This window comes from Atlantibacter sp. MEI4A-1023 (assembly GCF_056155425.1).
This window is the reverse complement of the sequence record NZ_CM149568.1, coordinates 2,626,213-2,649,258: the sequence shown is the minus strand read 5'-3', so window position 1 is coordinate 2,649,258 and position 23,046 is coordinate 2,626,213. Positions and strand designations below refer to the sequence as shown.

The window sequence follows — 23,046 nt, the reverse complement described above, 5'->3', positions numbered from 1 at the left end:
GACCAAAAAAAAAGGGCGACCATCGTCGCCCTCTAAGGATTAATCGTTCATCTCAACTTATTTGGAGATATGAGCGATCAGGTCCAGTACTTTATTGGAGTAGCCAGTTTCGTTGTCGTACCAGGAAACCAGTTTCACGAAGTTGTCGTTCAGTGCGATACCGGCTTTGGCATCGAACACGGAAGTGCAGATTTCGCCGTTGAAATCGGTAGAAACAACGTCATCTTCGGTGTAGCCCAGAACGCCTTTCATTTCGCCTTCAGAAGCTGCTTTGATGGCTTTCTTGATGTCTTCGTAAGAAGCGGCTTTTTCCAGACGAACGGTCAGGTCAACTACGGATACGTTCGGAGTCGGAACGCGGAACGCCATACCCGTCAGTTTGCCGTTCAGTTCCGGCAGAACTTTACCTACTGCTTTAGCCGCACCGGTAGAGGACGGGATGATGTTCTGAGCTGCGCCACGGCCGCCGCGCCAGTCTTTGTGAGACGGGCCGTCAACGGTTTTCTGAGTAGCGGTGGTCGCGTGAACGGTAGTCATCAGGCCTTCGATGATGCCGAAGTTGTCGTTGATAACTTTAGCCAGCGGAGCCAGGCAGTTGGTGGTGCAGGAAGCGTTGGAAACGATGTCCTGGCCAGCGTATTTTTCAAAGTTAGCACCTTTAACGAACATCGGGGTGTCATCTTTGGACGGGCCAGTCAGAACCACTTTTTTCGCGCCAGCGGTGATGTGTTTACGTGCGGTTTCGTCGGTCAGGAAGATACCGGTTGCTTCAGCAACAACGTCAACACCGACTTCGTTCCATTTCAGGTTAGCCGGATCTTTTTCAGCGGTAACACGGATTTTTTTGCCGTTAACGACCAGGTGACCGTCTTTCACTTCAACGGTGCCGTCGAAACGACCGTGAGTGGAGTCATATTTCAGCATGTAAGCCATGTACTCAGCGTCTAACAGATCGTTGATTGCAACGATTTCGATGTCAGAACGAGTTTGAGCAGCACGGAAAACAATGCGACCGATACGGCCAAAACCGTTGATACCTACTTTGATAGTCATATATTCCACCAGCTATTTGTTAGTGAATAAAAGGTTGGTTGTAAAATTACAAAAACCTTACGCAGCGTCAAGCGGAATCGTGTCAATCATTGCGACAAATCAATCTGGTGAACAACCTTTGCGCGAATAACACGTCAAACATTTCCTTTTGTGCTGCCATCCCACATGGGGACGCCGCGGGACATTTTAAAGAACAGTGAGATGAAAATTGTGATGTGAGTCACAAACAACCCGCTGCCGTTTACCTGGCACTAAGTTTAGATCAAAAGTTAGCACCGTACTGTTAATGTTTTGTTAGAATCTGGCAGATAATGTGATCTGTTTAACCCTGCCGAGATGTGAACTTATGGCTAACAACAACTCCCCGGAAGATCTGAAGAAAACGCTGACCGACGTTCAGTTTTACGTTACTCAGCAACATGGCACCGAAGCGCCATTTACCGGGCGTTTGCTGCATAATAAGCGCGAGGGCGTTTACCATTGCCTGGTGTGCGATGCGGCGCTGTTTAACTCGCAAACCAAGTATGATTCGGGCTGCGGCTGGCCGAGCTTTTTCGAACCGGTGAGCGAGAACGCGATCCGCTATTTGAATGATTACTCACACGGTATGCAGCGCACCGAAATTCGCTGCGGCAACTGTGATGCGCATTTAGGCCACGTTTTCCCGGACGGCCCGAAGCCCACCGGCGAACGTTACTGCGTGAATTCCGCCTCGCTGAGCTTCACCGATGATGAGAACGGCGCACAAACAAAGGGCTGAAAAATCGATTCAGCAAACTATTCCAGTGGAGCAGTGCGAAAATGAACATTGATGACCTGATTAACAGCATGACGCCGGAAGTGTATCAGCGGCTGGTCACCGCCGTGGAGCTGGGCAAATGGCCCGATGGCGTGGCGTTAACCGACGAGCAAAAAGCCAACAGTATGCAACTGGTGATGCTGTGGCAGACGCGCCACAATCACAACCCGGACCATATGTCGATTGGCACCGACGGCCAGATTGTGATGAAAAGTAAGCAGCAGTTCAAAGAAGAGTTCGGCCTTGTCCCGCCGACCATCGCGAAGATGCGCCCCGAGTAAAAAAATGGCCCCGTTGCGGGGCCCGTTATCAGGACTGCGTTTCCAGCCAGTCGTCCAGTGTATACAGCGTCGCGCCTTCCGCCGCCATTTCCATAAACGCATGGGCGCTGTCCTGCGGAGCCAGATTCACCCCACGGCAGCCGTCAGTGATCACATTGACCGTGTAACCCAGCTTCAGCGCGTCCAGCACCGTAAACTTCACGCAGTAATCCGTCGCCAGGCCCATAATCACCAGTTCTTTGATGCCGTGATGGCGCAGCCACTCATCCAGGGCGGTTTTCTGGCGATGCTCGTTATCAAAAAACGCGCTATAGCTGTCGATCAGCGGGTTCTCACCTTTATGAAACACCGCGTCGATGGCCTTCTGGTTGAGCAGCGGATGCAGTTCCGCACCCTCGGTCAACTGTACACAGTGATCCGGCCACCAGGTTTGCGGAAAACCGTCCAGTTCGCCCTGGGTAAAAGGCTCAGCGTTATGCTGGCTGGCGAAACTGCCGTGATCCGCCGGGTGCCAGTCCTGGCTGGCTACAATCGCGTCGCCGCGTGTACGGCTCCAGTCGATTAGGCGATTGGCGATATCCACTGTGCTATCGCCTTCCGCGACCGCCAGCGCGCCCCCGGCGCAAAAATCGTTCTGTAAATCCACCAGCAGCAGTGCGCGTTGGGTCATTATGGTGACGTTATTCATCAGGCGTGAGTTCTCCCCGCAGGTTCTGCATCATCGCTTCCCGAATGGCCGATGCGCTTAATCCCTGGCTTAATAAAAAATGTAATTTGGTCAGCGTCGCTTCAACGGTCATATCAAAACCGCCAATTACCCCCGCCTGAGCCAGCGCGTTGCCGGTGGCGTAGCCGCCCATATTCACTTTCCCGGACATACACTGGGTAAGATTGACCACCACAATGCCGCGCTCGCTGGCGTCGTGCAGTTCTTTTAAAAACTCCTGGTTTTGCGGCGCGTTGCCGACGCCGTAAGAACGCAGGATCAGCGCTTTTACCGGCTGGCGCAGGAAGTTGCGCACCACATCGGCGGAAATCCCCGGATAGATGGTCACCACGCCAATCGGCTGCGGCGTAATCGGGTGGACAACCAGCGGCCCATCCCCGTGCGGCGCGGCAGGCGTGTTCAGCTTGCGAATATGGATGCCTGCTTCCAGCAGCGGCGACAGGTTAGGGGAGGCGAAAGCGTTAAAACCGTCGGCGTGGGCTTTGGTGGTGCGGTTACCGCGATACAGACAATTATTGAAGAACAGCGTTACTTCACTGATGGGATAGTTCGCCGCCACGTACAGCGCGTTCAGCAGGTTGATTTGCCCGTCAGAACGCAGCTCCGCCAGCGGGATTTGCGAACCGGTAACGATCACCGGCTTGCTGAGATTCTCCAGCATAAACGACAGCGCCGAAGCGGTGAACGCCATAGTGTCGGTGCCGTGAAGGATCACAAAACCGTCGTACTGGTCGTAATTGTCTTTGATGTCATCGGCGATGTGCTGCCAGTCTTCCGGCGTCATATCGGATGAGTCCATCAGCGGCTGATATTCATGGATAGTGAAGTCGGGCATTTCCGGGCGATGGAACTCGGGCATCAGCGCCAGCTGGCGTTGCAGGTGTCCGGAGACGGGAATGTAGCCCTGTTCAGAACGCTGCATACCGATCGTACCGCCGGTATAGGCAACGTAAATGGATTTCTTGGACATGGTCTTGAGTTCGTTAAGGATAAACACGCGAAGTATATACGATGCGCGCTCAGGATAGGACGCGAAAAAAAGCCCGGCAGCGCCGGGCTTGTTGAGTTTAGCGAACGTCGCCGCAGGTTAAACAGAACGCGTAGCGGTGGCGCGGGTCGTTAAACGCCGCCAGTTTATCGGTTTCGGTTTTCACCGCGCTGGCTGCCTGCACCACCGGCGCAGGGAGATAGGCCTGCAACGCCTCAGGCAGCATGGCGCGCACCGAGCCGGTCATGCTGGCGAACACGGTATCCATAAAGGTCGGTTCGTCCTGATAGAAATCCGCATGCCACTGCTTCAGTTTCGCCAGCTCCGCCGCTTTGTGTAGCGCATCGTCAAAGTCACCCAGGCTGTCCACCAGACCGTTAGCTTTCGCGTCCTGACCGGTCCACACGTGGCCCTGGGCGATGCTGTCGATCTGCTGCGGCGTCTTGTTGCGCGACTGGGCCACCAGGGAGATAAAGCGCTGATAGCCATTTTCGATAGTCAACTGCATCAACTGCTGCACTTCCTGCGGCAGCGCTTTGGTCACTGACACATCGGCCAGCGCTGACGTTGCCACGCCGTCGGTATGCACGCCGATGGCACTCAGGCTGTCTTCCACGGTGTTGATAACCCCGAAGATGCCGATGGAGCCGGTGAGCGTGCTGGGGTTCGCCATAATGTAATTGGCTGGTGTGGAGATCCAGTAACCGCCGGATGCCGCCATACCGCCCATGGAAACCACTACCGGTTTGCCCGCTGCTTTCGCCGCCGCCAGCTCTTCACGAATCACTTCCGATGCCGAAACGCTGCCGCCAGGGCTGTTGACCCGCAGTACAATTGCTTTTACTTTCGGATCCAGACGCGCTTCGCGGATCTGCGAGGCGGTGGTGTCGCCGCCGACGTTGCCCGGCGTTTCTTCACCGTCCATGATCGCGCCATTAGCGAACACCACGGCAATCGCATCACCCTGTTCCGAACGCTTATTCAACTGATAATCGTAGAAGCTAGTGGCGCTGTAGTTCTTGTCCTTTTTGCTCCAGCCGAACTGTTTGGTCAGCGCTTTTTCCACGTCGGCGCTCGAACCCAGTGCATCCACCAGTTTATTGTCGAGGGCGTACTTCGCGGTATCGCCGCCGTTCTGCTGCAAGCCTGCCAGCAGCGCCGCCGCGCCCGGGAATACCTGGTTCGGCTGGATCTGGCGGTTCGCCGCGATAGTCGCCAGATAGTTCTGCCACAGCTCGCCAATCCAGCGGCTGTCGGCGTCGCGGGCTTCCGGCGACATATCGTCACGGATAAACGGCTCCACCGCCGATTTATAAGTGCCGACGCGGAACACGTGCGTAGTGACCTTCAGCTTATCCAGCAACGACTTGTAATACAGGCCGTTGGTGGCGAAACCGTGTAAATCCACGGTGCCCTGAGGGGACAGCCAGATTTTATTGGCGAAACTCGCCAGGTAATATTGGCCCTGGCTGTAGCTGTCGCCGGTGGCAACCACCGGTTTACCGCTGTCGCGGAACTCGCGCAACGCCTTGCCGATATACTGCATCGACGGCTGGTCGGCACCCGCGAAATCACGCAAATCAAGCACGATGCCGGTAATGTTGCGGTCATCCTTCGCCTGGCGGATGGCGTCGACGATATCGAACAGCGAGTTCTCCTGAAGCCTGTCGGAGGACGCGCCAAACAGCTGGCGGCCAATCACGCCGAGCTTATTGCTCACCGAGGGTTTATCCACCACTACGCCGCTGATATCCAGCAGCAGCGCGCCGCGCGACGGTTCGGCAGGGGAGTTGCTCATTTGCAGCCAAATCCCGACGCCCACCATCACCAGTAAAATAAAGAACAGATTGAGCACCAGTTCCCTGATGAAATTAAGCAGACGCCACGTCCACTTGAAAAAACCGGCAAAAATACGCCAAAGGGTGCGCATGTATTCTCCCTGAAGGTGATTAACAAGATCTCGGTTCGCACTATGCGTAACGCATAGCAAGAAGGGTATCCTAAATTTTGAGTTCGCGCTTGTCAGCAGCAATCAGCCGCTAAGCTGTAACAAACTAAGGCCTTGTGTTAATTTCTTGTTTATAAATCACTGATGGAGCCGGAAATGGATGCATTAGAACTGTTAGTTAATCGCCGAAGCGCTTCCCGTCTGGTCGAACCCGCCCCGCAGGGGGAGCAGCGCGAAAATATCATTCGCGCCGGAATGCGCGCGCCGGATCACGGCACGCTACAGCCGTGGCGTTTCTTTATGATTGAAGGCGAAGGCCGCGAGCGCTTCAGCCAGTTGCTCGAAAAGGCGGCACGGGATAGCGGGCTCGACGATAAAGCCATCGAGAAAGCGCGCAGCGGCCCGTTCCGCGCGCCGCTGATTATCACTGTGGTGGCAAAATGCGAAGAGCACCATAAAGTCCCGCAGTGGGAGCAGCTACTTTCTGCCGGATGCGCGGTGATGGCGATGCAAATGGCAGCGCTGGCCCAGGGATATAATGGCATCTGGCGCAGCGGCCCGATGACCGACAACCCGCAGGTGCGTGAAGCCTTCGACTGCCGCGAGCAGGATAAAATCGTCGGTTTCCTGTATCTGGGAACGCCGCAGTTAAAAGCGTCAACCACCACCAGTATCCCCGACACCTCGCCTTTCGTCCGCCACTTTTGACCAATCTGTCTGGATTGTGAGCGAAAGCCTCGCAATTCAGACGGAGCTACTTACCTCCTGATACTTCTGGCGCTACCATATACCCGTCATACTTCATGCTACAGGCGCATTGGCTTCCTTACTCGCCTCAGTCACTTATTTATGTAAGCTCCTGAGTCTTGTAACATGAATTATTTAGGGTATAGACAGCCTGTATGACATGAAGCGTCAACTATCGACAGGAGATGTCCATGAAAGAAGCCATTCGCTTAACCCAGTACAGCCACGGTGCAGGATGCGGCTGTAAAATTTCCCCGAAAGTGCTGGAAACCATTTTGCATAGCAACCAGGCCAAATTTGTTGACCCGCAATTACTGGTGGGCAACGAAACCCGCGACGACGCGGCGGTGTACGATTTGGGGAATGGCACCTGCGTGATTAGCACCACCGACTTCTTTATGCCGATTGTTGACGACCCGTTCGATTTTGGCCGTATCGCCGCCACTAACGCCATCAGCGATATCTTTGCGATGGGCGGTAAGCCGATTATGGCCATCGCCATTCTGGGCTGGCCGGTGGATAAACTGGCCCCGGAAATCGCCGCCCAGGTGATTGAAGGCGGTCGCCACGCCTGCCAGCAGGCGGGCATCGCGCTGGCGGGTGGGCACTCCATCGACGCGCCGGAGCCGATCTTCGGGCTGGCGGTCACCGGCGTGGTGCCGACTGAACGCGTTAAGCGCAACAGCACCGCCACGGCGGGCTGCAAACTCTATCTCACCAAACCGCTGGGTATCGGTGTGCTAACTACCGCCGGGAAAAAGAACCTGCTGCGCGAAGAGCACGCCGGGCTGGCGACGGAAGTGATGTGCCAGATGAACAAAGCCGGCGCAGATTTCGCGGAAATCGATGGCGTAAAAGCCATGACCGACGTCACCGGCTTCGGCCTGCTGGGCCACCTGAGCGAAGTCTGCCAGGGCGCAGGGCTCCAGGCGGAAATCTGGTATCAGGACGTGCCGAAGCTGCCGGGCGTAGAAGAGTACATCGCCAAAGGCTGTGCGCCGGGCGGTTGCAGCCGCAACTTCGCCAGCTACGGCCATTTGATGGGTGACATGCCGCCGCACTGGCGCGATCTGCTGTGCGATCCGCAAACCTCCGGTGGTCTGCTGCTGGCGGTAGAGCCGGGTTGCGAAAGGGACGTGGCTGAAGTCGCTGCCCGCCACGGCATCACCCTGACCGCGATTGGCGAACTGAAAACCGCACGCGGTGGCCGCCCGATGATTGAGATCCGCTAACACAATGCGGTTATTTATTGCCGAAAAACCCAGCCTCGCCCGCGCGATTGCCGATGTGCTGCCAAAGCCCCATCGACGCGGCGATGGCTTTATCGCCTGCGGTAACGATCAGGTGGTGACCTGGTGTGTGGGCCACCTTCTCGAGCAGGCGCAGCCGGATGTGTATGACAGCCGCTACGCCCGCTGGAACCTGGCTGATTTGCCCATCGTCCCGCAGAAATGGCAGCTCCAGCCGCGCCCGTCGGTGGCGAAACAGCTCAACGTGATCAAAAAGCTGCTCGGCGACGCCAGCGAAGTGGTTCACGCCGGTGACCCGGATCGCGAAGGGCAACTGCTGGTGGATGAAGTGCTGGATTATCTGGCGCTCTCCCCGGAGAAACGTAAGCAGGTGCAGCGCTGCCTGATCAACGATCTCAACCCCCAGGCGGTAGAGCGGGCGATTTCCCGTTTACGTTCTAACAACGAGTTTGTGCCGCTGTGCGTCTCAGCGCTGGCCCGCGCCCGCGCCGACTGGCTGTACGGCATCAACATGACCCGTGCCTGGACGCTGCTGGGCCGTAACGCGGGCTATCAGGGCGTGCTGTCTGTGGGCCGGGTACAGACCCCGGTTCTTGGGCTGGTGGTGCGGCGTGACGAAGAGATCGAAAACTTCGTCGCTAAAGATTATTTCGAAGTCAAAGCGCATATCGTCACCCCAAAAGATGAGCGCTATGTGGCGGTATGGCAACCCAGCGAAGCCTGCGAGCCGCACCAGGATGAAGAGGGGCGCTTGCTCAACCGGGCGCTGGCCGAACATGTGGTAAAGCGCATCGCAGGCCAGCCGGCGCACGTCACGTCCTGGGCTGATAAACGCGAAAGCGAACCCGCGCCGCTGCCGTTTTCGCTGTCAGCGCTGCAAATCGACGCCGCCAAACGCTTCGGCCTGAGCGCCCAGAACGTGCTGGATATCTGCCAGAAGCTGTATGAAACCCATAAGCTGATTACTTATCCGCGTTCTGATAGCCGCTATCTGCCAGAGGAACACTTTGCCGGACGCCACGCGGTGATTAACGCCATCAGCGTCCACGCAAAAGATTTACTGCCGCAGCCGGCGGTGGATACCGAAATCCGTAACCGCTGCTGGGACGATAAAAAGGTCGATGCCCACCACGCCATTATCCCCACGGCGCGTAGCTCTAACGTGTCGCTGTCCCAGGATGAAGCGAAGGTGTACAACCTGATCGCCCGCCAGTATCTGATGCAGTTCTGCGCCGATGCGGTGTTTCGCAAATGCACCATCGAGCTGGATATCGCCGGCGGCAAGTTTATCGCCAAAGCGCGTTTCCTGGCGGAAGCGGGCTGGCGTACGCTGCTGGGCGCGAAAGAGCGTGATGAAGATAACGACGGCACGCCGCTGCCGGTGGTGGCGAAAGGCGACCGGCTGCTGTGCGAACACGGCGAAGTGGTGGAGCGGCAAACCCAGCCGCCGCGCCATTTCACCGATGCCACGCTGCTTTCGGCCATGACCGGTATCGCGCGCTTTGTGCAGGATAAAGATCTCAAGAAGATCCTGCGCGCTACCGATGGATTAGGCACCGAAGCGACGCGCGCCGGGATTATCGAACTGCTGTTCAAACGCAGCTTCCTGGTGAAAAAGGGCCGCTACATTCACTCTACCGAAGCAGGACGTGCGTTAATTCACTCGCTGCCCGAACAGGCCGCCAGACCGGATATGACTGCCCACTGGGAGTCGGTGTTGACGCAAATCAGCGAAAAACAGCGCCGCTACCAGGACTTTATGGAGCCGCTGGTGCAAACCCTGTATTCGCTTATCGATCAGGCGCGGGTAACGCCGGTCCGCCAGTTCCGTGGACTGATTGCGCCCCAGGCCAAAGGTGAGGGGAAACCCCGCTACGCCAAACGCAAAAAGAAACCGGACGCGCCTTCTTCCCAAAATGCGGCAGGTTAATTTTACCGTGACCGGACATCGGTATACTGGCGCGGAAAATTATCACCACATGGAGTGAACAGATGGATAACGAAGCAAAGATACTGCAACTGATGACACAGGCCGGTAAACCGGTTTCGGCGGGCGAGGTTGAAAAGCTGTGCGATCTGGAACGCAAGGTCATTGATAAGGCATTTAAGAGCATGAAAGAGCAGGGGAAGATAGTTTCCCCGGTTCGCTGCAAATGGCAGCCAGCCTGATCGTTAAACTGCCGCCTGCGTAATGCAGGCGGCATTGTTGTTTAAATCACGCCCTGAGCGAACATCGCGTCGGCCACTTTCACAAACCCGGCGATATTCGCGCCGCGCACGTAGTTAACCTGCTTATCCTGCTCGCCCCACGCCACGCAGGCCTGGTGAATGTCCAGCATGATGTGGTGCAGACGGGCATCCACTTTCTCCGCCTTCCAACCCATCCGCGCGGCGTTTTGCGCCATTTCCAGCCCCGACGTTGCCACACCGCCTGCGTTGGCGGCTTTGCCTGGCGCAAACAGCACGCCCGCTTCGAGGAACAGATCGGTGGCTTCGATGGTGGTTGGCATATTCGCGCCTTCGGCTACCACTTTCACGCCGTTGGCGATCAGGGTACGGGCAGCATCGGTATCCAGTTCGTTCTGGGTGGCGCACGGCAGGGCGATATCCACCGGCACGCCCCACGGCTGCTTGCCTTCCAGATAGGTCAGACCAAACTCGCGGGCGTAATCGGCAACGCGGCCATCGCGGCTGGCTTTGATCTCACACAGGCGGTCGAGTTTTTCCTGGGTGAAACCGGCTTCGTCCACCACGGTGCCGTTGGAGTCCGATGCGGTGATCACGCGCGCGCCAAACGCCATCGCTTTCTCAATCGCGTATTGCGCCACGTTACCGGAGCCGGACACCGCCACGCGCATCCCTTCCATGCCCAGGCCGTGCTGTTTCAGCATCGCATCGACAAAATAAATTAATCCGTAACCGGTGGCTTCCGGGCGAATCAGGCTGCCGCCGAACGACAGCCCTTTGCCGGTAAACACGCAGGCGGTGTTGTTGGAGAGCTTTTTCATCATCCCCGCCATATAACCCACTTCGCGACCGCCCACGCCGATATCCCCCGCTGGCACATCGGTGTCCGCGCCAAGATGGCGGTACAGTTCGGTCATCAGCGCCTGGCAGAAACGCATGATTTCGCCATCGCTTTTGCCTTTCGGATCGAAATCGCTACCGCCCTTGCCGCCGCCCATAGGCAGCGTCGTCAGGGCATTTTTAAAAGTTTGCTCGAAGCCGAGGAACTTAAGGATCGACAGGTTCACCGTCGGGTGAAAACGCATCCCACCCTTGAACGGGCCGATAGCCGAGTTGAACTGCACGCGCCACGCGCGGTTAACCTGCACCTGGTTGCGATCGTCCACCCACACCACGCGGAACTGAATCACACGCTCCGGCTCTACCAGGCGCTCCAGCAGCGCGTTGTTGCGATAGCGCGGGTTCTGTTCAATGAACGGCCACAGCGTGGTCATGACTTCCCGAACGGCCTGTGCAAATTCAACCTGGTGCGGATCGCGCGCGGCAACGGTATTGAGAAACTGCGCCAATGATAAAGTCTGTCCCATAAACCATAAGCTCCTGCTATGAAGATTGATTTTATTTGTAATATTCATGCATAAAAATGCAGCACAAAAGACTATACCATCGACGGTTGGCCTTAAATCAAGCAAAAATTTAACCGCGAGCGGGATTTTTTTCAGCCTGCCATTAGAAAAAATGATGACAAAAAACACGGCTTTTCGGTGAACGAGGCGCAGAGCCAGCGGCTATATTATGAGTAATATCGCGGAGTTAACCGGGTGCTTAACAAGGAGCAAAACATGAAACGGCTATTAGCGGCGGCTTTCATACTGACCATAGCGCTACCAGCAGCGGCGGAGCGTTATCGCCCGGATGTGGATGTCAACGTGCCTGCCGAGGTGTTCAGCTCCGGCGGCCAGCGGACGCAGCCCTGCAATCAGTGCTGCGTTTATCAGGATCAAAACTACTCTGAAGGGGCGGTGATTAAAGCAGAAGGCGTGTTGTTGCAGTGCCAGCGGGATGACAAAACCATCAGTACCCATCCGCTGGTGTGGCGGCGTGTGAAGCCATAAACGCGTTTAACAGCGGAATATCCGCCGGGGCCAGCGGGTAATCGCTGGCCTGCTCAGGCATACACCACACCAGCGCGCTGTGGCTCAGTTGCTGTAACTCTCCCTGCCAGTCCGGCACATGCCAGGCGTGGAGATGGATCATCCGCCCGCTGACCGGCCAACTGTAGCTTGCTACGTAACCGGCGGGTACGGCCTCAATCGCCAGCTCTTCACGCAGTTCACGCACCAGCGCCTCACGCTGGCTTTCACCGGCTTCGACTTTCCCGCCGGGGAATTCCCACAGGCCAGGCTGGTCGCCTTCAGGCGGGCGCTGGGCCAGCAGGATTTTCCCGTCGCGCTCCAGAATGGCGGCCACCACATCGATTTCTTTCATCGCTGACTCAGCCCTCCCCAACCCTTAAAACTTGAAGGTCGCCCACACCGGCGCATGATCGGACGGTTTTTCCATGCTGCGGATATCGTAGTCGATGCCGGTTTCCACGCAGCGCTGGGCCAGCGGGTGGCTTGCCAGCAGCAGGTCGATACGCAGGCCGCGGTTGTCATCAAAGCCGCGCGAGCGGTAATCGAACCACGAGAAACGATCCTGGGTTTCCGGGTTGGCGTGGCGGAAGGTGTCCACCAGGCCCCAGTTGAGCAGGCGGCCCAGCCATTCGCGCTCTTCCGGCAGGAAAGAACACTTACCGGTGCGCAACCAGCGTTTACGGCTGTCTTCGCCGATACCGATATCCAGATCCGTTGGGCTGATATTCATATCGCCCATAATCAACACCGGATTCTCTTTGGTTAACTCCGTTTCCAGCACCTGTTGCAGGTTCTGGTAAAACTTCTCTTTGGCCGGGAATTTGGTCGGATGGTCGCGGCTTTCGCCCTGGGGGAAGTAACCGTTGATCACCGTCAGATTGCCGAGCGGCGACGGCACTTCGGCAATAATAATGCGGCGCTGGGCTTCTTCATCGTCATCCGGGAAGCCGCGGCGCACCGCTATCGGCGTCTCTTTAGTCAGCAGTGCCACGCCGTAATGGCCCTTCTGGCCGTGGTAAAACACGTTGTAGCCCAGCTTCGCCACCTCTTCGAGGGGGAACATATCGTCATGGACTTTGGTTTCCTGCAAACCGATGACATCGGGCTGGTGTTTTTCAACAATCGCTTCAAGTTGATGAGGGCGGGCGCGCAGGCCGTTGATATTAAAAGAGACGAATTTCATAGTCGCTGCCATTACAAGAGCCAATAAGTGGCTGGATGGTAGCAGAAATCGAGGCCGCATGCCTGCTGTTGTATTAGACCGCTTTTACGGCACCGAAAGCACCAAAATGGCGCAGATTGCCCTGTAAAAGCGCTCGATGCCTGAGCAAATCCCCTCTGCGATCACAAATCCAGAATTATATTTTACCAATGAATAATCCTTCGGCAAATCGTGGCGCGCAGGCCGCTTTATAGATAATTATTCACTATTTATGCAGTTTAAGTGAATAATGCTGGTTTTTAAGTTGTTGATATTACTTCTTTAATCCCTCGTTATGCATTTTTACCGCTGGCTGGCACGAAGTCTGCAATCTACATTCAGGGTGCAAACACATCATATTTATTAACATTTAAACAACCATTAATTTACCAGTGAGGTCGCTATGTCTTCGTCAATCACCCGCCAGAATTTCGATGAATGGATGCTTCCGGTTTACGCGCCGGCACCTTTTGTTCCGGTTCGGGCAGAGCGATCCACATTGTGGGATCAGCAGGGCAAATCCTATATCGATTTCGCCGGAGGCATTGCGGTAAACGCCCTGGGCCACGCCCATCCTGAACTGCGCAAAGCGCTGGAAGAGCAGGCCGGTAAGCTGTGGCACACCGGTAATGGCTACACCAACGAACCGATTCTGCGTCTCGCGAAACAGCTGATCGACGCCACCTTCGCTGACCGGGTGTTCTTCTGTAACTCCGGGGCCGAGGCCAATGAAGCGGCGCTCAAGCTGGCGCGTAAATATGCCCACGATAACTATGGCCCACAAAAAAGCGGCATCGTTGCCTTCAAAAATGCCTTCCACGGGCGCACCTTATTTACCGTGACCGCAGGCGGTCAGCCTGCCTATTCGCAGGACTTCACGCCGCTGCCGCCGGACATATCCCATGCGGTGTATAACGATTTGCAATCCGCCGCCGCGCTGATTGATGACAACACCTGCGCCGTGATCGTCGAACCGATCCAAGGCGAAGGCGGCGTTGTACCCGGAGAGCCAGCGTTCCTGAAAGGGCTGCGCGAACTGTGCGACCGTCATAATGCGCTGCTGATTTTTGACGAAGTGCAAACCGGCGTAGGCCGTACCGGCTCGCTGTACGCTTATATGCACTACGGCGTGACCCCGGACGTCCTTTCCACCGCCAAAGCGCTCGGCGGCGGCTTCCCGATAGGCGCGATGCTGACCCGCGAGCATTTTTCACGTTCAATGACCGTGGGCACCCACGGCACCACCTACGGCGGCAACCCGCTGGCGGGCGCGGTAGCCGGGAAAGTGCTGGACATCGTCAACACCCCTGAGGTGCTGAACGGCGTAAAACAGCGTCACGACGCCATTGTTGAGCAAATCGACGCCATCAACCGCAAGCATGGCCTGTTTAAAGCCGTGCGCGGCGTTGGATTGCTGATTGGCTGCGTGTTGAGCGACGACTATGCCGGGCGCGCCAAAGAGATTTCTCAACTGGCGGCGGAAGAGGGCGCGATGGTGCTGATCGCCGGGGCCAACGTGGTGCGTTTTGCGCCGTCGCTGATTATCAGCAATGACGAAATCAGCACTGGCCTGGAGCGCTTTGCCCGCGCCTGCGAGCGCCTGATTGCGAAGACGCCATCATGATGGTGATCCGCCCCATTGAGCGCAATGACCTGGGGCCATTGCTGAAACTGGCCGGGAAAACCGGCGGCGGGTTGACCTCGCTGCCAGAGGACGAAGCCACCCTGAGCGCGCGCATCGAGCGCTCCCTCGCCACCTGGCAGGGCACCTTGCCTAAGGGCGACCAGGGCTATGTCTTCGTGCTGGAGGAATCGACGACCGGCAACGTGGTGGGCATCTGCGCCATAGAAGTGGCGGTGGGCCTCAACGATCCCTGGTATAACTATCGGGTGGGTACGCTGGTGCACGCTTCCAAAGAGCTCAACGTCTACAATGCGCTGCCGACGCTGTTTTTAAGTAACGACCATACCGGCAGCAGCGAACTGTGCTCGCTGTTTCTCGACCCGGAGTGGCGCAAAGAGGGCAACGGCTACTTGCTCTCCAAATCGCGCTTTATGTTTATGGCCGCGTTTCGCGATCGCTTTAACGACAAAGTGGTGGCCGAGATGCGCGGCGTGATTGATGAACACGGCTACTCGCCGTTCTGGGAAAGCCTCGGCCAGCGCTTTTTCTCAATGGCGTTCAGCCGCGCCGATTATCTGTGCGGCACCGGGCAAAAAGCCTTTATTGCCGAACTGATGCCGAAACACCCGATCTATACCCATTTTCTGACCCCGGAAGCCCAGGCGGTGATCGGCCAGGTGCATCCGCACACCGCGCCTGCCCGCGCAGTACTGGAAAAAGAAGGCTTTCGCTATCGCGACTACATCGACATTTTCGACGGCGGCCCGACGCTGGAGTGCGATATCGACCGGGTGCGGGCGATCCGCAAAAGCCGGCTGGTTGAGGTGGCGGAAGGCCAGCCTGCGGTGGGTGACGATTTACCCGCCTGCATGGTCTCCAACGAAAAATATGACATGTTCCGCGTGATGCTGATCCGCGCTAACCCTGATACACCGCGCCTGGTGCTGGATGCCGCCACCCTGGACGCCCTGAAATGCCAGCCCGGCGATACCGTGCGGCTGGTGCGTTTATGCGCTGAGGAGAAAAAATGATGAGTCTGTGGATTGATGGCGAGTGGATCGAAGGCCAGGGCGAAACGCTGGAAAAACATAACCCGGTGACGGGCGAGCGGCTGTGGCAGGGCGTCGCCGCCAGCGCTGAACAGATCCAGCAGGCCTGCTACGCGGCGCGTAACGCTTTTCCTGACTGGGCGCGCCAGCCGTTTAGCACCCGCCAGGCGATTGTCGAGCGCTTTGCCGGGCTGCTGGAAAGCCATAAAAGCGAACTCACCGACATCATTAGCCGGGAAACCGGCAAGCCGCGCTGGGAAGCCGCCACAGAAATCACGGCGATGATTAACAAAATCGCCATTTCGGTGAAAGCGTACCACTTACGTACTGGCGAGCAGGTGACGCCAATGGCGGACGGCGCGGCCTCGCTGCGCCATCGCCCGCACGGCGTGCTGGCGGTATTCGGTCCGTATAACTTCCCCGGACATCTGCCGAATGGACATATCGTACCGGGGCTGCTGGCGGGTAATACCCTGGTTTTCAAGCCCAGCGAGCTGACGCCGATGATTGCCGAGCGGGTGGCCCAGCTCTGGCAGGAAGCGGGGTTGCCCAGGGGCGTACTCAACCTGGTGCAGGGGGCGCGGGAAACTGGCCAGGCGCTGGCGGCGTCCCCGGATATTGACGGGCTGCTGTTTACCGGCAGCGCACACACTGGCTACCAGTTGCACCGCCAGCTTGCCGGACAGCCGGAAAAAATTCTGGCGCTGGAGATGGGCGGCAATAACCCGCTGATTGTGGAAGATCCGGCGGATATCGACGGGGCGGTGCATTTAACCATTCAGTCGGCGTTTGTCACCGCCGGGCAGCGCTGCACCTGTGCTCGCCGTCTGTTGGTCAAACGCGGCGAACAGGGCGATGCATTCCTGGCCCGCTTAACAGAAGTGGCATCGCGTATTCGTCCGGCAGAATGGGATGCCGAACCACAGCCGTTTATGGGCGGGCTGATTTCACCCCAGGCGGCAGAGCGGGTATTAACTGCCTGGCAAGCGCACCTGGCGCGCGGCGGTAAAGCGCTGCTCACGCCTGAACTGCTACGGCCCGGCACTTCGCTACTGACGCCGGGTATCGTCGAGCTGACCGGCGTGGCGGATGTGCCGGATGAAGAAGTGTTTGGCCCGCTGCTGTGCGTGTATCGCTACGATGATTTCGACGAGGCTATCGCGCTGGCTAACTGCACCCGCTACGGGCTGGCGAGCGGGCTGATATCCCCGCAGCGCGAGCATTTTGACCAGCTACTGCTGGAAGCGCGCGCCGGGATCGTCAACTGGAATAAACCGCTGACCGGGGCCGCCAGCACCGCGCCGTTCGGCGGCGTGGGAGCATCGGGCAATCATCGCCCCAGCGCGTGGTACGCGGCGGATTACTGCGCGTGGCCGATGGCAACGCTGGAAAGCCCGACATTTTCCCTGCCGGACACGCTCAGTCCGGGGCTGGATTTTGGTCGTGAGGAGCAGGCATGAACGCACGCGAGGTTAATTTCGACGGACTGGTGGGCCAGACCCACCATTACGCCGGGCTATCGTTTGGTAACGAAGCCTCTACCAAACACCGTTTTCAGGTTTCCAACCCGAAACTGGCGGCGAAGCAGGGGCTGTTAAAGATGAAAGCGCTGGCGGATATGGGCTATCCGCAGGGCGTCATCCCGCCCCAGGAGCGCCCGAATATCGGCTTGCTGCGCCAGCTTGGCTTTGACGGCACCGACCAGCAGGTGGTGGAAAAGGCCTGGAGGCTGGCCCCGGAACTGCTGTCCGCCGCCTGTTCCGCCTCGTCAATGTGGGTCGCCAATGCCGCAACGGTGTGCCCGTCTGCGGATGCGCTCGACGGGCGGGTGCATCTCACCGTTGCCAACCTGAATAATAAACTCCATCGCGCCAGCGAGGCGGTGATCACCGAGCGGGTGCTGAAGGCAATATTCAATGATCCGCGCCGCTTCAGCGTACACGATGCGCTGCCGCAGGTGGCGATGCTGGGCGATGAGGGCGCGGCGAACCACAACCGTTTATCTCATGATTATGGCGATCCGGGCGTTCAGCTGTTCGTCTATGGCCGCAATGCCATCGGCGGGCAAACGCCCGAGCGCTATCCGGCGCGCCAGACGTTGCAGGCGTCTCAGGCCGTGGCGCGCCTCAACCAAGTCAACCCGGAGCAGGTGGTGTTTGCCCAGCAAAACCCGGCGGTGATCGACCAGGGGGTATTCCATAACGACGTGATTGCGGTCACCAACCGCCAGGTGTTGTTCGCCCATGAGTCGGCGTTTGTCAATCAGACGGGGTTATACCAGACTCTGGCACAGAAACTGGACGGGTTTCAGGCCATCGAAGTGCCTGCCGATCGCGTCAGCGTGGCGGACGCGGTGGAAACCTATCTGTTCAACAGCCAACTGCTCAGCCGCGAGCAGGGCGATATGCTGCTGGTGCTACCCCAGGAGTCCCGCGAGCACGCGGGCGTCTGGCACTATCTGACCGAACTGGTGGGATCGCCAGATAACCCCATCAACGAACTCAAAGTTTTCGACCTGCGGGAAAGTATGGCCAACGGCGGCGGCCCGGCTTGCCTGCGTCTGCGGGTCGTGCTCACCGACGCAGAGCGGGCAGCGGTCAACCCCGGCGTAATGATGAATGACGCGCTTTTTACTACCCTTAACCAGTGGGTCGACAAACATTATCGTGACCGGTTAACCCAGAGCGACCTTATCGATCCGCAACTGTTACGTGAAGGGCGCGAGGCGCTCGATGAATTAACGCAGATATTAAAGCTGGGGCCGGTGTATCCGTTCCAGCGTTAAGGTGAAGTTATGCAGGAGTTTTTGGCGTTTACGCTGGCAGGGGAAACGCCTGCCAGGCGGGGTGGAGAAACGGCGCGCTTTCGCTGGACGTGGTGGGACGAAGGGGTCGTAGAGCTGGTGCCGCTTCAGGCAACGCTACCGGCGCTGGTGCTGTCGGCAGGTATTCACGGCAATGAGACCGCCCCGGTGGAAATGCTCGATGCCCTGATGGAAGAATTGCATCACGGCGATATTGCCCTTGCGCGCCCGCTGCTGGTGATTTTAGGTAATCCGGCAGCCTTACGCGCGGGTAAGCGCTATCTCACGGACGATATGAACCGCATGTTCAGCGGCCGCTGGCAGCACTTCCCGGAAAGCGGCGAAACCCGCCGCGCCTGCGTGCTTGAGCACTGCGTGGAGCGCTTTCTGACCTGCGCCGGGCCCGCCTGGCATCTGGATATGCATACCGCCATCCGCAGTTCATACCACCCGCGCTTCGGCGTTTTTCCGGCACGTAAAACGCCTTACGATAAACATTTTTTAGACTGGATGACCGACGCCGGATTGCAGGCGCTGGTTTTTCATCGCACCCCCGGCGGGACCTTTACCCATTTCAGTAGCGATCATTTTGACGCGCAAAGCTGCACGCTGGAATTGGGCAAAGCGCAGCCGTTCGGGCAAAACGATCTCTCCCAGTTTGACGTCACTAAAGCCGCCTTGCGGGCGTTACTGGCGGGTGAACCGACCGAACACCTCAACGCCGGGCCGCTGCGCTATGAAGTGGCTCAGCAGATCACCCGGAAAAGCGAGGCGTTTGTGCTGCATATGTCAGCCCAGACCCAGAACTTTACCGCCTTTGCGCAAGGCACCGTGCTGGCGGAGGATGGCGCGACGGTATACAAAGTGGAAAACGACACTGAATATGTCCTGTTCCCGAATCCCAATGTGGCGCTCGGCCTGCGGGCCGGGTTAATGCTCAAAGAGATAACCTGACGGGATTATTTCTACCGGTGCGAATACCTGGTACGCACCGGTTTAGCCTTAAGCGTTTTATAATTATCTACGGCTCATCAATTTATCCAGATTTCTCCTGGCAAGCGCTTTATTTATCGGCGGGCAAAACGTATACTCTCTGCACATTTCCTGCTTTATCATAATGTTGTATTATTTTTTTGCCGCTCTCCTTGTTTTTTTCATATTTCCTCCATAATTGATCGATTATTGTTTTTTACACTTTCAATGCTTTACCCAGACTCTGAATACTTGACGTTGCAACACGTACACTTATTCTCGTCAACACGGCAAACGTGCCGAAAAATAAACTGAAATAAAGGATAGTGATATGCGTAAATTAACTGCGATTGTAATGGCTACCACTCTGGCGCTGGGCGCAGCGAATCTGGCGCATGCGGCAGAAACCGCAACCACTGCCACCGCGCCGGATGCAACCACCCTGCAGCCGCACCATAAAGGCGTCCGTGGTCCGCACCATGACATGATGTTTAAAGATCTCAACCTGACTGATGCGCAGAAACAGCAAATCCGCGAAATCATGAAAGCGCAGCGCGATAAAATGAAACGCCCGTCGCTTGACGACCGCCGCGCCATGCATTCGCTGATTGCTTCCGATACCTTTGACCGCGCCAAAGCGGAAGAGGCGGTGAACAAGATGGCGGAACAGCACAAAGAGATGATGCTGTCGCGTATGGAAACCCAGAACAAAATCTACAACATCCTGACGCCGGAACAGAAAAAACAGTTTAATGCCAATTTTGAGAAGCGTCTGACAGAACGTCCGGCCAAAGCGGGTAAGATGCCAGAGGCTGCCGAATAATAACGTAGCCAATCCACACAAGACCGCCGGTGTTGTCCATAGCGCAATTGCGTTGCTCTGGACAGTACCGGCGGTTTTACTTTTCCCGTCACGACTTCCCTTTGACCCTCTTCCTTCCGACCGCGTGTAGTGATAACTTCACATGTCTAATCAGAACGTTACCCCAATATCCTTATAACGTGAACGTGCAGTCCTGAAGCCCGCGCGTTTATTGCCGATAACAAGGGGGTGACATTTTTTTGCGTGCGTGACGTTCGGTCTTTTAGCTCGCTCAGGAGTGGTGATGGAGTATTTCGATTTACAAAAAATGCAGGTGAATCTCTGGCGAAACGGCGCAGGGGAAACCCGGGAAATTTGCTGCTTTCCGCCCGCGACCCGGGATTTTAACTGGCGCGCCAGTATCGCTTCACTCTCCGCTAACGGCGAATTCACCCAAATCCCGCAGGTGGAGCGCACCGTCACGCTGCTGGAAGGCGGCGAGCTGACCTTAGACGGCGGCAATGCCTTTCGCCATACGCTGAAACACTACCAACCGTTCAGTTTTTCTGGCGAACAGTCGGTCCGCGCCGAGCTGAGCGACGGACGTATGTCGATGGACTTCAATATTATTACCCATCGCGATCGCTGCCGTGCCCAGGTGCGCGTCGCCGATCGTACCTTCACGACATTTGCGCCACGCGGCGGCATTATCTACGTGCTGAGCGGCGCGTGGCAACTGGGCGATAAGCTGCTTACCAGCGATCAGGGTGCGTGGTGGGAAGCTGGACGCCACACGCTGCGGTTGTTGAAAGCGGAAGGGCGCTTACTGTTCAGCGAAATTACCTATTTATGATCTAGCAGATCGATAATGTCATGTTCGGCGCGGATCAGCGGACGGCATAAAATTTTGTAGCCGTCGTGGTCGAAGCCCGGCGATGCCCGGGTTAACCGCGCCGCATCGTCAAGATTATCCACCGTACCCAGCCACACCCAGTTATCGATAATCAGATACTGGACCATCTCATCAGTTTGCTCTTTCACCGCCACCGGCCCGCGCCACGGCCAGCACACCACCTGGAGGTGGGACAGCGATTCCAGCAGGCGGGCGTTATGATCGTCCACCGGCTCCAGGCCGCAGCAGGCGCCGGCGCAGCGTTTCAGCGCCGCGCGGAAACAGGCGCGACCGGCGCTGAGCTTTTCCAGCCCCAGCAGACCGTGACACAGCCGCTGCTCATCGGCGATGCTTTTTAGCTTTTCCAGCGCTGCCCGGCGATTGGCGAACAGGCCATACAGGTGCGGGGTATGGGAAAAATCAACTTCTTTGGCGTACACCACATCGGGGCGGGAACCGCTGAGCAGCAGGGAACAGAGCTGGCGATTGCGCCGCAACCGCTTATTAAACAGCGGCTGCTGGGCTTTGATCATCTGCGCTTCGAGCAACAGCGCCCCCAGTTCGCCCGCCGTGCGGGTAAAAGTGATGTGCCGCGCCTGGCGCAGCATCGCCGCTTCGCCGGGGGTACGCAGATGCGACATCACCCTGGCGCGCAGGTTGATGCTTTTGCCGATATACAGCGGCAGGGTTTCGCTTTCGCCATGAAAAATATACACGCCAGGCGCGCGGGGCAATTCAGCCAGCGACGGGCGTAAATGTTCGGGATATTGATAAATCGCCTCGGCTTCAAAGTCGAGGCGCGGGCTCATGCTGCGTCGGACCACATATAACTCCTGATACTGGTTGCCTGTCCAGTATAACAAGGGATTATGGGTTGAAAAAGCAGCAATTTACCTTAACGCCGCGTGGCGAGCCAACAAAGCAGCGATCCGGCCACCACCATCGCCACCCCTTGCCAGAAACTGATACCCGGCGTTAGGCCCAGCCACAGGCTGGCCAGCAGCGCGGAAGAGACTGGCGTGAAGTACGACGCGGTCGCCAGCAACGTCATGTTTCCATGAGAAATCCCGTGGTTCCAGGCCGAATAGGCCACGGCGGTAGACAGTCCCATAAAACAGAGTTGCAGAGTACCGGAAAGGGTAAAGGCGATCGGCCCTTCACTGGACAACGCATAGTGGACCCACAGCGCCAGCGCGGTGGCGCAGAAAAACAGCGTGACGCCGCTTTTGCCATTGCTCCAGCGGCGGGTGAGATTGCAGTACAGCGCCCAGGTGATCGCCGCCGCAAACGCCAGGCTATAGGCCAGCGGGTTATCGAGGATGTTGCGCCACATCATGACTGGCGACCAGTCGCCATTGCCCTTCATCACCTGCGCCACGCCGCCGATGGCTAACAGCAGTCCGGGCCAGATAAGCCAGGTGCTGCGCTGGTTATTCAGCCACAGCGCGAACAGCACCGTTAAGCTCGGCCACAGGTAGTTAATCATTCCCAGTTCCAGCGACTGGTTGCGGTTATGGGCAAAACCGATAGACAACGCCAGGCACATTTCATACGCCACAAACAGCCCGCCACCGACCAGCATATAGCGCAGCGGTAAACCGTCGAGGCGCGGGCGCCCCTGGGCCAGCCACAAACAGCTGGCGCTGAGGGTGTAAATCAGGGCAGGACCGCCCACCGCACCGAAATGTTCGGCGATGCTGCGAAACAGGCCGACGGAAGTGCTCCAGAGTAAAATCGCGATCAGGCCAATCAGCGTGGCGCGTGCTACAGGGGTTTGCATAGTCAATCCGTGAAAAAGGCGGCAACG

General features: G+C 57.4%; 23 protein-coding genes. 14 read left to right on the top strand and 9 right to left on the bottom strand.

Annotated elements, in window-relative coordinates:
• Positions 1 to 57: 57 nt before the first annotated feature.
• Positions 58 to 1,053, bottom strand: a complete 996-nt coding sequence (gene gapA / locus ACVV26_RS12740; protein WP_125292022.1) for a glyceraldehyde-3-phosphate dehydrogenase — start codon at positions 1,051 to 1,053, stop codon at positions 58 to 60.
• A 346-nt stretch (positions 1,054 to 1,399) separates the two neighbouring features.
• Here gapA and msrB point away from each other — a divergent pair, with 346 nt between their 5' ends.
• Together msrB and ACVV26_RS12730 are read left to right on the top strand one after the other, a co-directional pair.
• Positions 1,400 to 1,813, top strand: coding sequence for a peptide-methionine (R)-S-oxide reductase MsrB (gene msrB, locus ACVV26_RS12735; RefSeq protein ID WP_125292023.1), 414 nt, complete (start codon positions 1,400 to 1,402; stop codon positions 1,811 to 1,813).
• A 41-nt stretch (positions 1,814 to 1,854) separates the two neighbouring features.
• Positions 1,855 to 2,133 (top strand): YeaC family protein, encoded by a 279-nt coding sequence (locus tag ACVV26_RS12730; RefSeq protein ID WP_474797372.1) that lies wholly within the window; start codon positions 1,855 to 1,857, stop codon positions 2,131 to 2,133.
• Between the two features lie 28 nt (positions 2,134 to 2,161).
• On the opposite strand, the gene pncA is transcribed toward ACVV26_RS12730, so the two are convergent.
• The 3 genes from pncA to sppA all read right to left on the bottom strand — a co-directional run bounded on the left by pncA (position 2,162) and on the right by sppA (position 5,778).
• On the bottom strand, positions 2,162 to 2,803 hold the full coding sequence (pncA, locus tag ACVV26_RS12725; protein WP_474801841.1) for a bifunctional nicotinamidase/pyrazinamidase: 642 nt from the start codon (positions 2,801 to 2,803) through the stop codon (positions 2,162 to 2,164).
• A 10-nt stretch (positions 2,804 to 2,813) separates the two neighbouring features.
• A complete protein-coding gene (gene ansA, locus ACVV26_RS12720) occupies positions 2,814 to 3,830 on the bottom strand; it encodes an asparaginase (protein WP_312982522.1) in 1,017 nt (338 codons plus the stop codon).
• 97 nt (positions 3,831 to 3,927) lie between these two features.
• Entirely contained in the window at positions 3,928 to 5,778 is a 1,851-nt protein-coding gene (sppA, locus tag ACVV26_RS12715; protein ID WP_474797370.1) for a signal peptide peptidase SppA, read from the bottom strand.
• 174 nt (positions 5,779 to 5,952) lie between these two features.
• Here sppA and ACVV26_RS12710 point away from each other — a divergent pair, with 174 nt between their 5' ends.
• The 4 genes from ACVV26_RS12710 to ACVV26_RS12695 all read left to right on the top strand — a co-directional run bounded on the left by ACVV26_RS12710 (position 5,953) and on the right by ACVV26_RS12695 (position 9,962).
• On the top strand, positions 5,953 to 6,504 hold the full coding sequence (locus ACVV26_RS12710; protein ID WP_474797368.1) for an NAD(P)H nitroreductase: 552 nt from the start codon (positions 5,953 to 5,955) through the stop codon (positions 6,502 to 6,504).
• A gap of 230 nt (positions 6,505 to 6,734) precedes the next feature.
• The gene (selD, locus tag ACVV26_RS12705) at positions 6,735 to 7,775 is read left to right on the top strand and encodes a selenide, water dikinase SelD (protein ID WP_474797366.1); all 1,041 of its coding nucleotides are present in this window, start codon (positions 6,735 to 6,737) and stop codon (positions 7,773 to 7,775) included.
• Between the two features lie 4 nt (positions 7,776 to 7,779).
• Entirely contained in the window at positions 7,780 to 9,723 is a 1,944-nt protein-coding gene (locus ACVV26_RS12700; protein ID WP_474797364.1) for a DNA topoisomerase III, read from the top strand.
• Positions 9,724 to 9,785: 62 nt separating this feature from the next.
• Positions 9,786 to 9,962 carry a transcriptional regulator gene (locus ACVV26_RS12695; protein ID WP_474797362.1) on the top strand — a complete coding sequence of 59 codons (177 nt, stop codon included), beginning with the start codon at positions 9,786 to 9,788 and terminating at the stop codon, positions 9,960 to 9,962.
• 41 nt (positions 9,963 to 10,003) lie between these two features.
• On the opposite strand, the gene gdhA is transcribed toward ACVV26_RS12695, so the two are convergent.
• Complete coding sequence (gdhA, locus tag ACVV26_RS12690) at positions 10,004 to 11,347, bottom strand: NADP-specific glutamate dehydrogenase (RefSeq protein ID WP_125292030.1); 1,344 nt, start codon at positions 11,345 to 11,347, stop codon at positions 10,004 to 10,006.
• 255 nt (positions 11,348 to 11,602) lie between these two features.
• Between gdhA and ACVV26_RS12685 the strand changes: the two genes are divergently transcribed.
• On the top strand, positions 11,603 to 11,875 hold the full coding sequence (locus ACVV26_RS12685) for a YnjH family protein (protein WP_474797360.1): 273 nt from the start codon (positions 11,603 to 11,605) through the stop codon (positions 11,873 to 11,875).
• On the opposite strand, the gene ACVV26_RS12680 is transcribed toward ACVV26_RS12685, so the two are convergent.
• Both ACVV26_RS12680 and xthA read right to left on the bottom strand, forming a co-directional pair.
• Positions 11,835 to 12,248: a pyrimidine (deoxy)nucleoside triphosphate diphosphatase gene (locus ACVV26_RS12680; protein WP_474797358.1), complete on the bottom strand. Its 414-nt coding sequence runs from the start codon at positions 12,246 to 12,248 to the stop codon at positions 11,835 to 11,837. The two genes, ACVV26_RS12685 and ACVV26_RS12680, sit on opposite strands and share 41 nt — an antisense overlap.
• A 24-nt stretch (positions 12,249 to 12,272) precedes the next feature.
• Positions 12,273 to 13,079, bottom strand: a complete 807-nt coding sequence (gene xthA / locus ACVV26_RS12675; protein WP_312982510.1) for an exodeoxyribonuclease III — start codon at positions 13,077 to 13,079, stop codon at positions 12,273 to 12,275.
• Positions 13,080 to 13,500: 421 nt separating this feature from the next.
• Between xthA and ACVV26_RS12670 the strand changes: the two genes are divergently transcribed.
• The 7 genes from ACVV26_RS12670 to ves all read left to right on the top strand — a co-directional run bounded on the left by ACVV26_RS12670 (position 13,501) and on the right by ves (position 21,200).
• A complete protein-coding gene (locus ACVV26_RS12670) occupies positions 13,501 to 14,721 on the top strand; it encodes an aspartate aminotransferase family protein (protein ID WP_474797356.1) in 1,221 nt (406 codons plus the stop codon).
• A complete protein-coding gene (gene astA, locus ACVV26_RS12665; protein ID WP_312982506.1) occupies positions 14,718 to 15,752 on the top strand; it encodes an arginine N-succinyltransferase in 1,035 nt (344 codons plus the stop codon). The genes ACVV26_RS12670 and astA overlap by 4 nt, the downstream gene beginning before the upstream one ends.
• Positions 15,752 to 17,230, top strand: coding sequence for a succinylglutamate-semialdehyde dehydrogenase (gene astD / locus ACVV26_RS12660; protein ID WP_474801839.1), 1,479 nt, complete (start codon positions 15,752 to 15,754; stop codon positions 17,228 to 17,230). Before astA ends, astD begins: the two co-directional genes overlap by 1 nt.
• On the top strand, positions 17,227 to 18,555 hold the full coding sequence (gene astB / locus ACVV26_RS12655; protein WP_474797355.1) for an N-succinylarginine dihydrolase: 1,329 nt from the start codon (positions 17,227 to 17,229) through the stop codon (positions 18,553 to 18,555). Before astD ends, astB begins: the two co-directional genes overlap by 4 nt.
• Before the next feature lie 9 nt (positions 18,556 to 18,564).
• On the top strand, positions 18,565 to 19,527 hold the full coding sequence (astE, locus tag ACVV26_RS12650; RefSeq protein ID WP_474797354.1) for a succinylglutamate desuccinylase: 963 nt from the start codon (positions 18,565 to 18,567) through the stop codon (positions 19,525 to 19,527).
• Between the two features lie 349 nt (positions 19,528 to 19,876).
• Positions 19,877 to 20,368, top strand: a complete 492-nt coding sequence (gene spy, locus ACVV26_RS12645; protein WP_312982501.1) for an ATP-independent periplasmic protein-refolding chaperone Spy — start codon at positions 19,877 to 19,879, stop codon at positions 20,366 to 20,368.
• A gap of 283 nt (positions 20,369 to 20,651) precedes the next feature.
• Positions 20,652 to 21,200: an environmental stress-induced protein Ves gene (gene ves / locus ACVV26_RS12640; RefSeq protein ID WP_474797353.1), complete on the top strand. Its 549-nt coding sequence runs from the start codon at positions 20,652 to 20,654 to the stop codon at positions 21,198 to 21,200.
• Here the strand turns inward: ves and cho are convergent.
• Together cho and yddG are read right to left on the bottom strand one after the other, a co-directional pair.
• Entirely contained in the window at positions 21,191 to 22,063 is an 873-nt protein-coding gene (gene cho / locus ACVV26_RS12635; RefSeq protein WP_474797352.1) for an excinuclease Cho, read from the bottom strand. The genes ves and cho overlap by 10 nt on opposite strands.
• A 71-nt stretch (positions 22,064 to 22,134) precedes the next feature.
• A complete protein-coding gene (gene yddG, locus ACVV26_RS12630) occupies positions 22,135 to 23,019 on the bottom strand; it encodes an aromatic amino acid DMT transporter YddG (protein ID WP_474797351.1) in 885 nt (294 codons plus the stop codon).
• Positions 23,020 to 23,046: the final 27 nt, after the last annotated feature.

What these genes read in the sequence shown, in the direction of transcription:
- gapA (WP_125292022.1), bottom strand. Translation starts at nt 1,053, where the DNA reads ATGACTATCAAAGTAGGTATCAACGGTTTTGGCCGTATCGGTCGCATT.
- msrB (WP_125292023.1), top strand. Translation starts at nt 1,400, where the DNA reads ATGGCTAACAACAACTCCCCGGAAGATCTGAAGAAAACGCTGACCGAC.
- ACVV26_RS12730 (WP_474797372.1), top strand. Translation starts at nt 1,855, where the DNA reads ATGAACATTGATGACCTGATTAACAGCATGACGCCGGAAGTGTATCAG.
- pncA (WP_474801841.1), bottom strand. Translation starts at nt 2,803, where the DNA reads ATGACCCAACGCGCACTGCTGCTGGTGGATTTACAGAACGATTTTTGC.
- ansA (WP_312982522.1), bottom strand. Translation starts at nt 3,830, where the DNA reads ATGTCCAAGAAATCCATTTACGTTGCCTATACCGGCGGTACGATCGGT.
- sppA (WP_474797370.1), bottom strand. Translation starts at nt 5,778, where the DNA reads ATGCGCACCCTTTGGCGTATTTTTGCCGGTTTTTTCAAGTGGACGTGG.
- ACVV26_RS12710 (WP_474797368.1), top strand. Translation starts at nt 5,953, where the DNA reads ATGGATGCATTAGAACTGTTAGTTAATCGCCGAAGCGCTTCCCGTCTG.
- selD (WP_474797366.1), top strand. Translation starts at nt 6,735, where the DNA reads ATGAAAGAAGCCATTCGCTTAACCCAGTACAGCCACGGTGCAGGATGC.
- ACVV26_RS12700 (WP_474797364.1), top strand. Translation starts at nt 7,780, where the DNA reads ATGCGGTTATTTATTGCCGAAAAACCCAGCCTCGCCCGCGCGATTGCC.
- ACVV26_RS12695 (WP_474797362.1), top strand. Translation starts at nt 9,786, where the DNA reads ATGGATAACGAAGCAAAGATACTGCAACTGATGACACAGGCCGGTAAA.
- gdhA (WP_125292030.1), bottom strand. Translation starts at nt 11,347, where the DNA reads ATGGGACAGACTTTATCATTGGCGCAGTTTCTCAATACCGTTGCCGCG.
- ACVV26_RS12685 (WP_474797360.1), top strand. Translation starts at nt 11,603, where the DNA reads ATGAAACGGCTATTAGCGGCGGCTTTCATACTGACCATAGCGCTACCA.
- ACVV26_RS12680 (WP_474797358.1), bottom strand. Translation starts at nt 12,248, where the DNA reads ATGAAAGAAATCGATGTGGTGGCCGCCATTCTGGAGCGCGACGGGAAA.
- xthA (WP_312982510.1), bottom strand. Translation starts at nt 13,079, where the DNA reads ATGAAATTCGTCTCTTTTAATATCAACGGCCTGCGCGCCCGCCCTCAT.
- ACVV26_RS12670 (WP_474797356.1), top strand. Translation starts at nt 13,501, where the DNA reads ATGTCTTCGTCAATCACCCGCCAGAATTTCGATGAATGGATGCTTCCG.
- astA (WP_312982506.1), top strand. Translation starts at nt 14,718, where the DNA reads ATGATGGTGATCCGCCCCATTGAGCGCAATGACCTGGGGCCATTGCTG.
- astD (WP_474801839.1), top strand. Translation starts at nt 15,752, where the DNA reads ATGAGTCTGTGGATTGATGGCGAGTGGATCGAAGGCCAGGGCGAAACG.
- astB (WP_474797355.1), top strand. Translation starts at nt 17,227, where the DNA reads ATGAACGCACGCGAGGTTAATTTCGACGGACTGGTGGGCCAGACCCAC.
- astE (WP_474797354.1), top strand. Translation starts at nt 18,565, where the DNA reads ATGCAGGAGTTTTTGGCGTTTACGCTGGCAGGGGAAACGCCTGCCAGG.
- spy (WP_312982501.1), top strand. Translation starts at nt 19,877, where the DNA reads ATGCGTAAATTAACTGCGATTGTAATGGCTACCACTCTGGCGCTGGGC.
- ves (WP_474797353.1), top strand. Translation starts at nt 20,652, where the DNA reads ATGGAGTATTTCGATTTACAAAAAATGCAGGTGAATCTCTGGCGAAAC.
- yddG (WP_474797351.1), bottom strand. Translation starts at nt 23,019, where the DNA reads ATGCAAACCCCTGTAGCACGCGCCACGCTGATTGGCCTGATCGCGATT.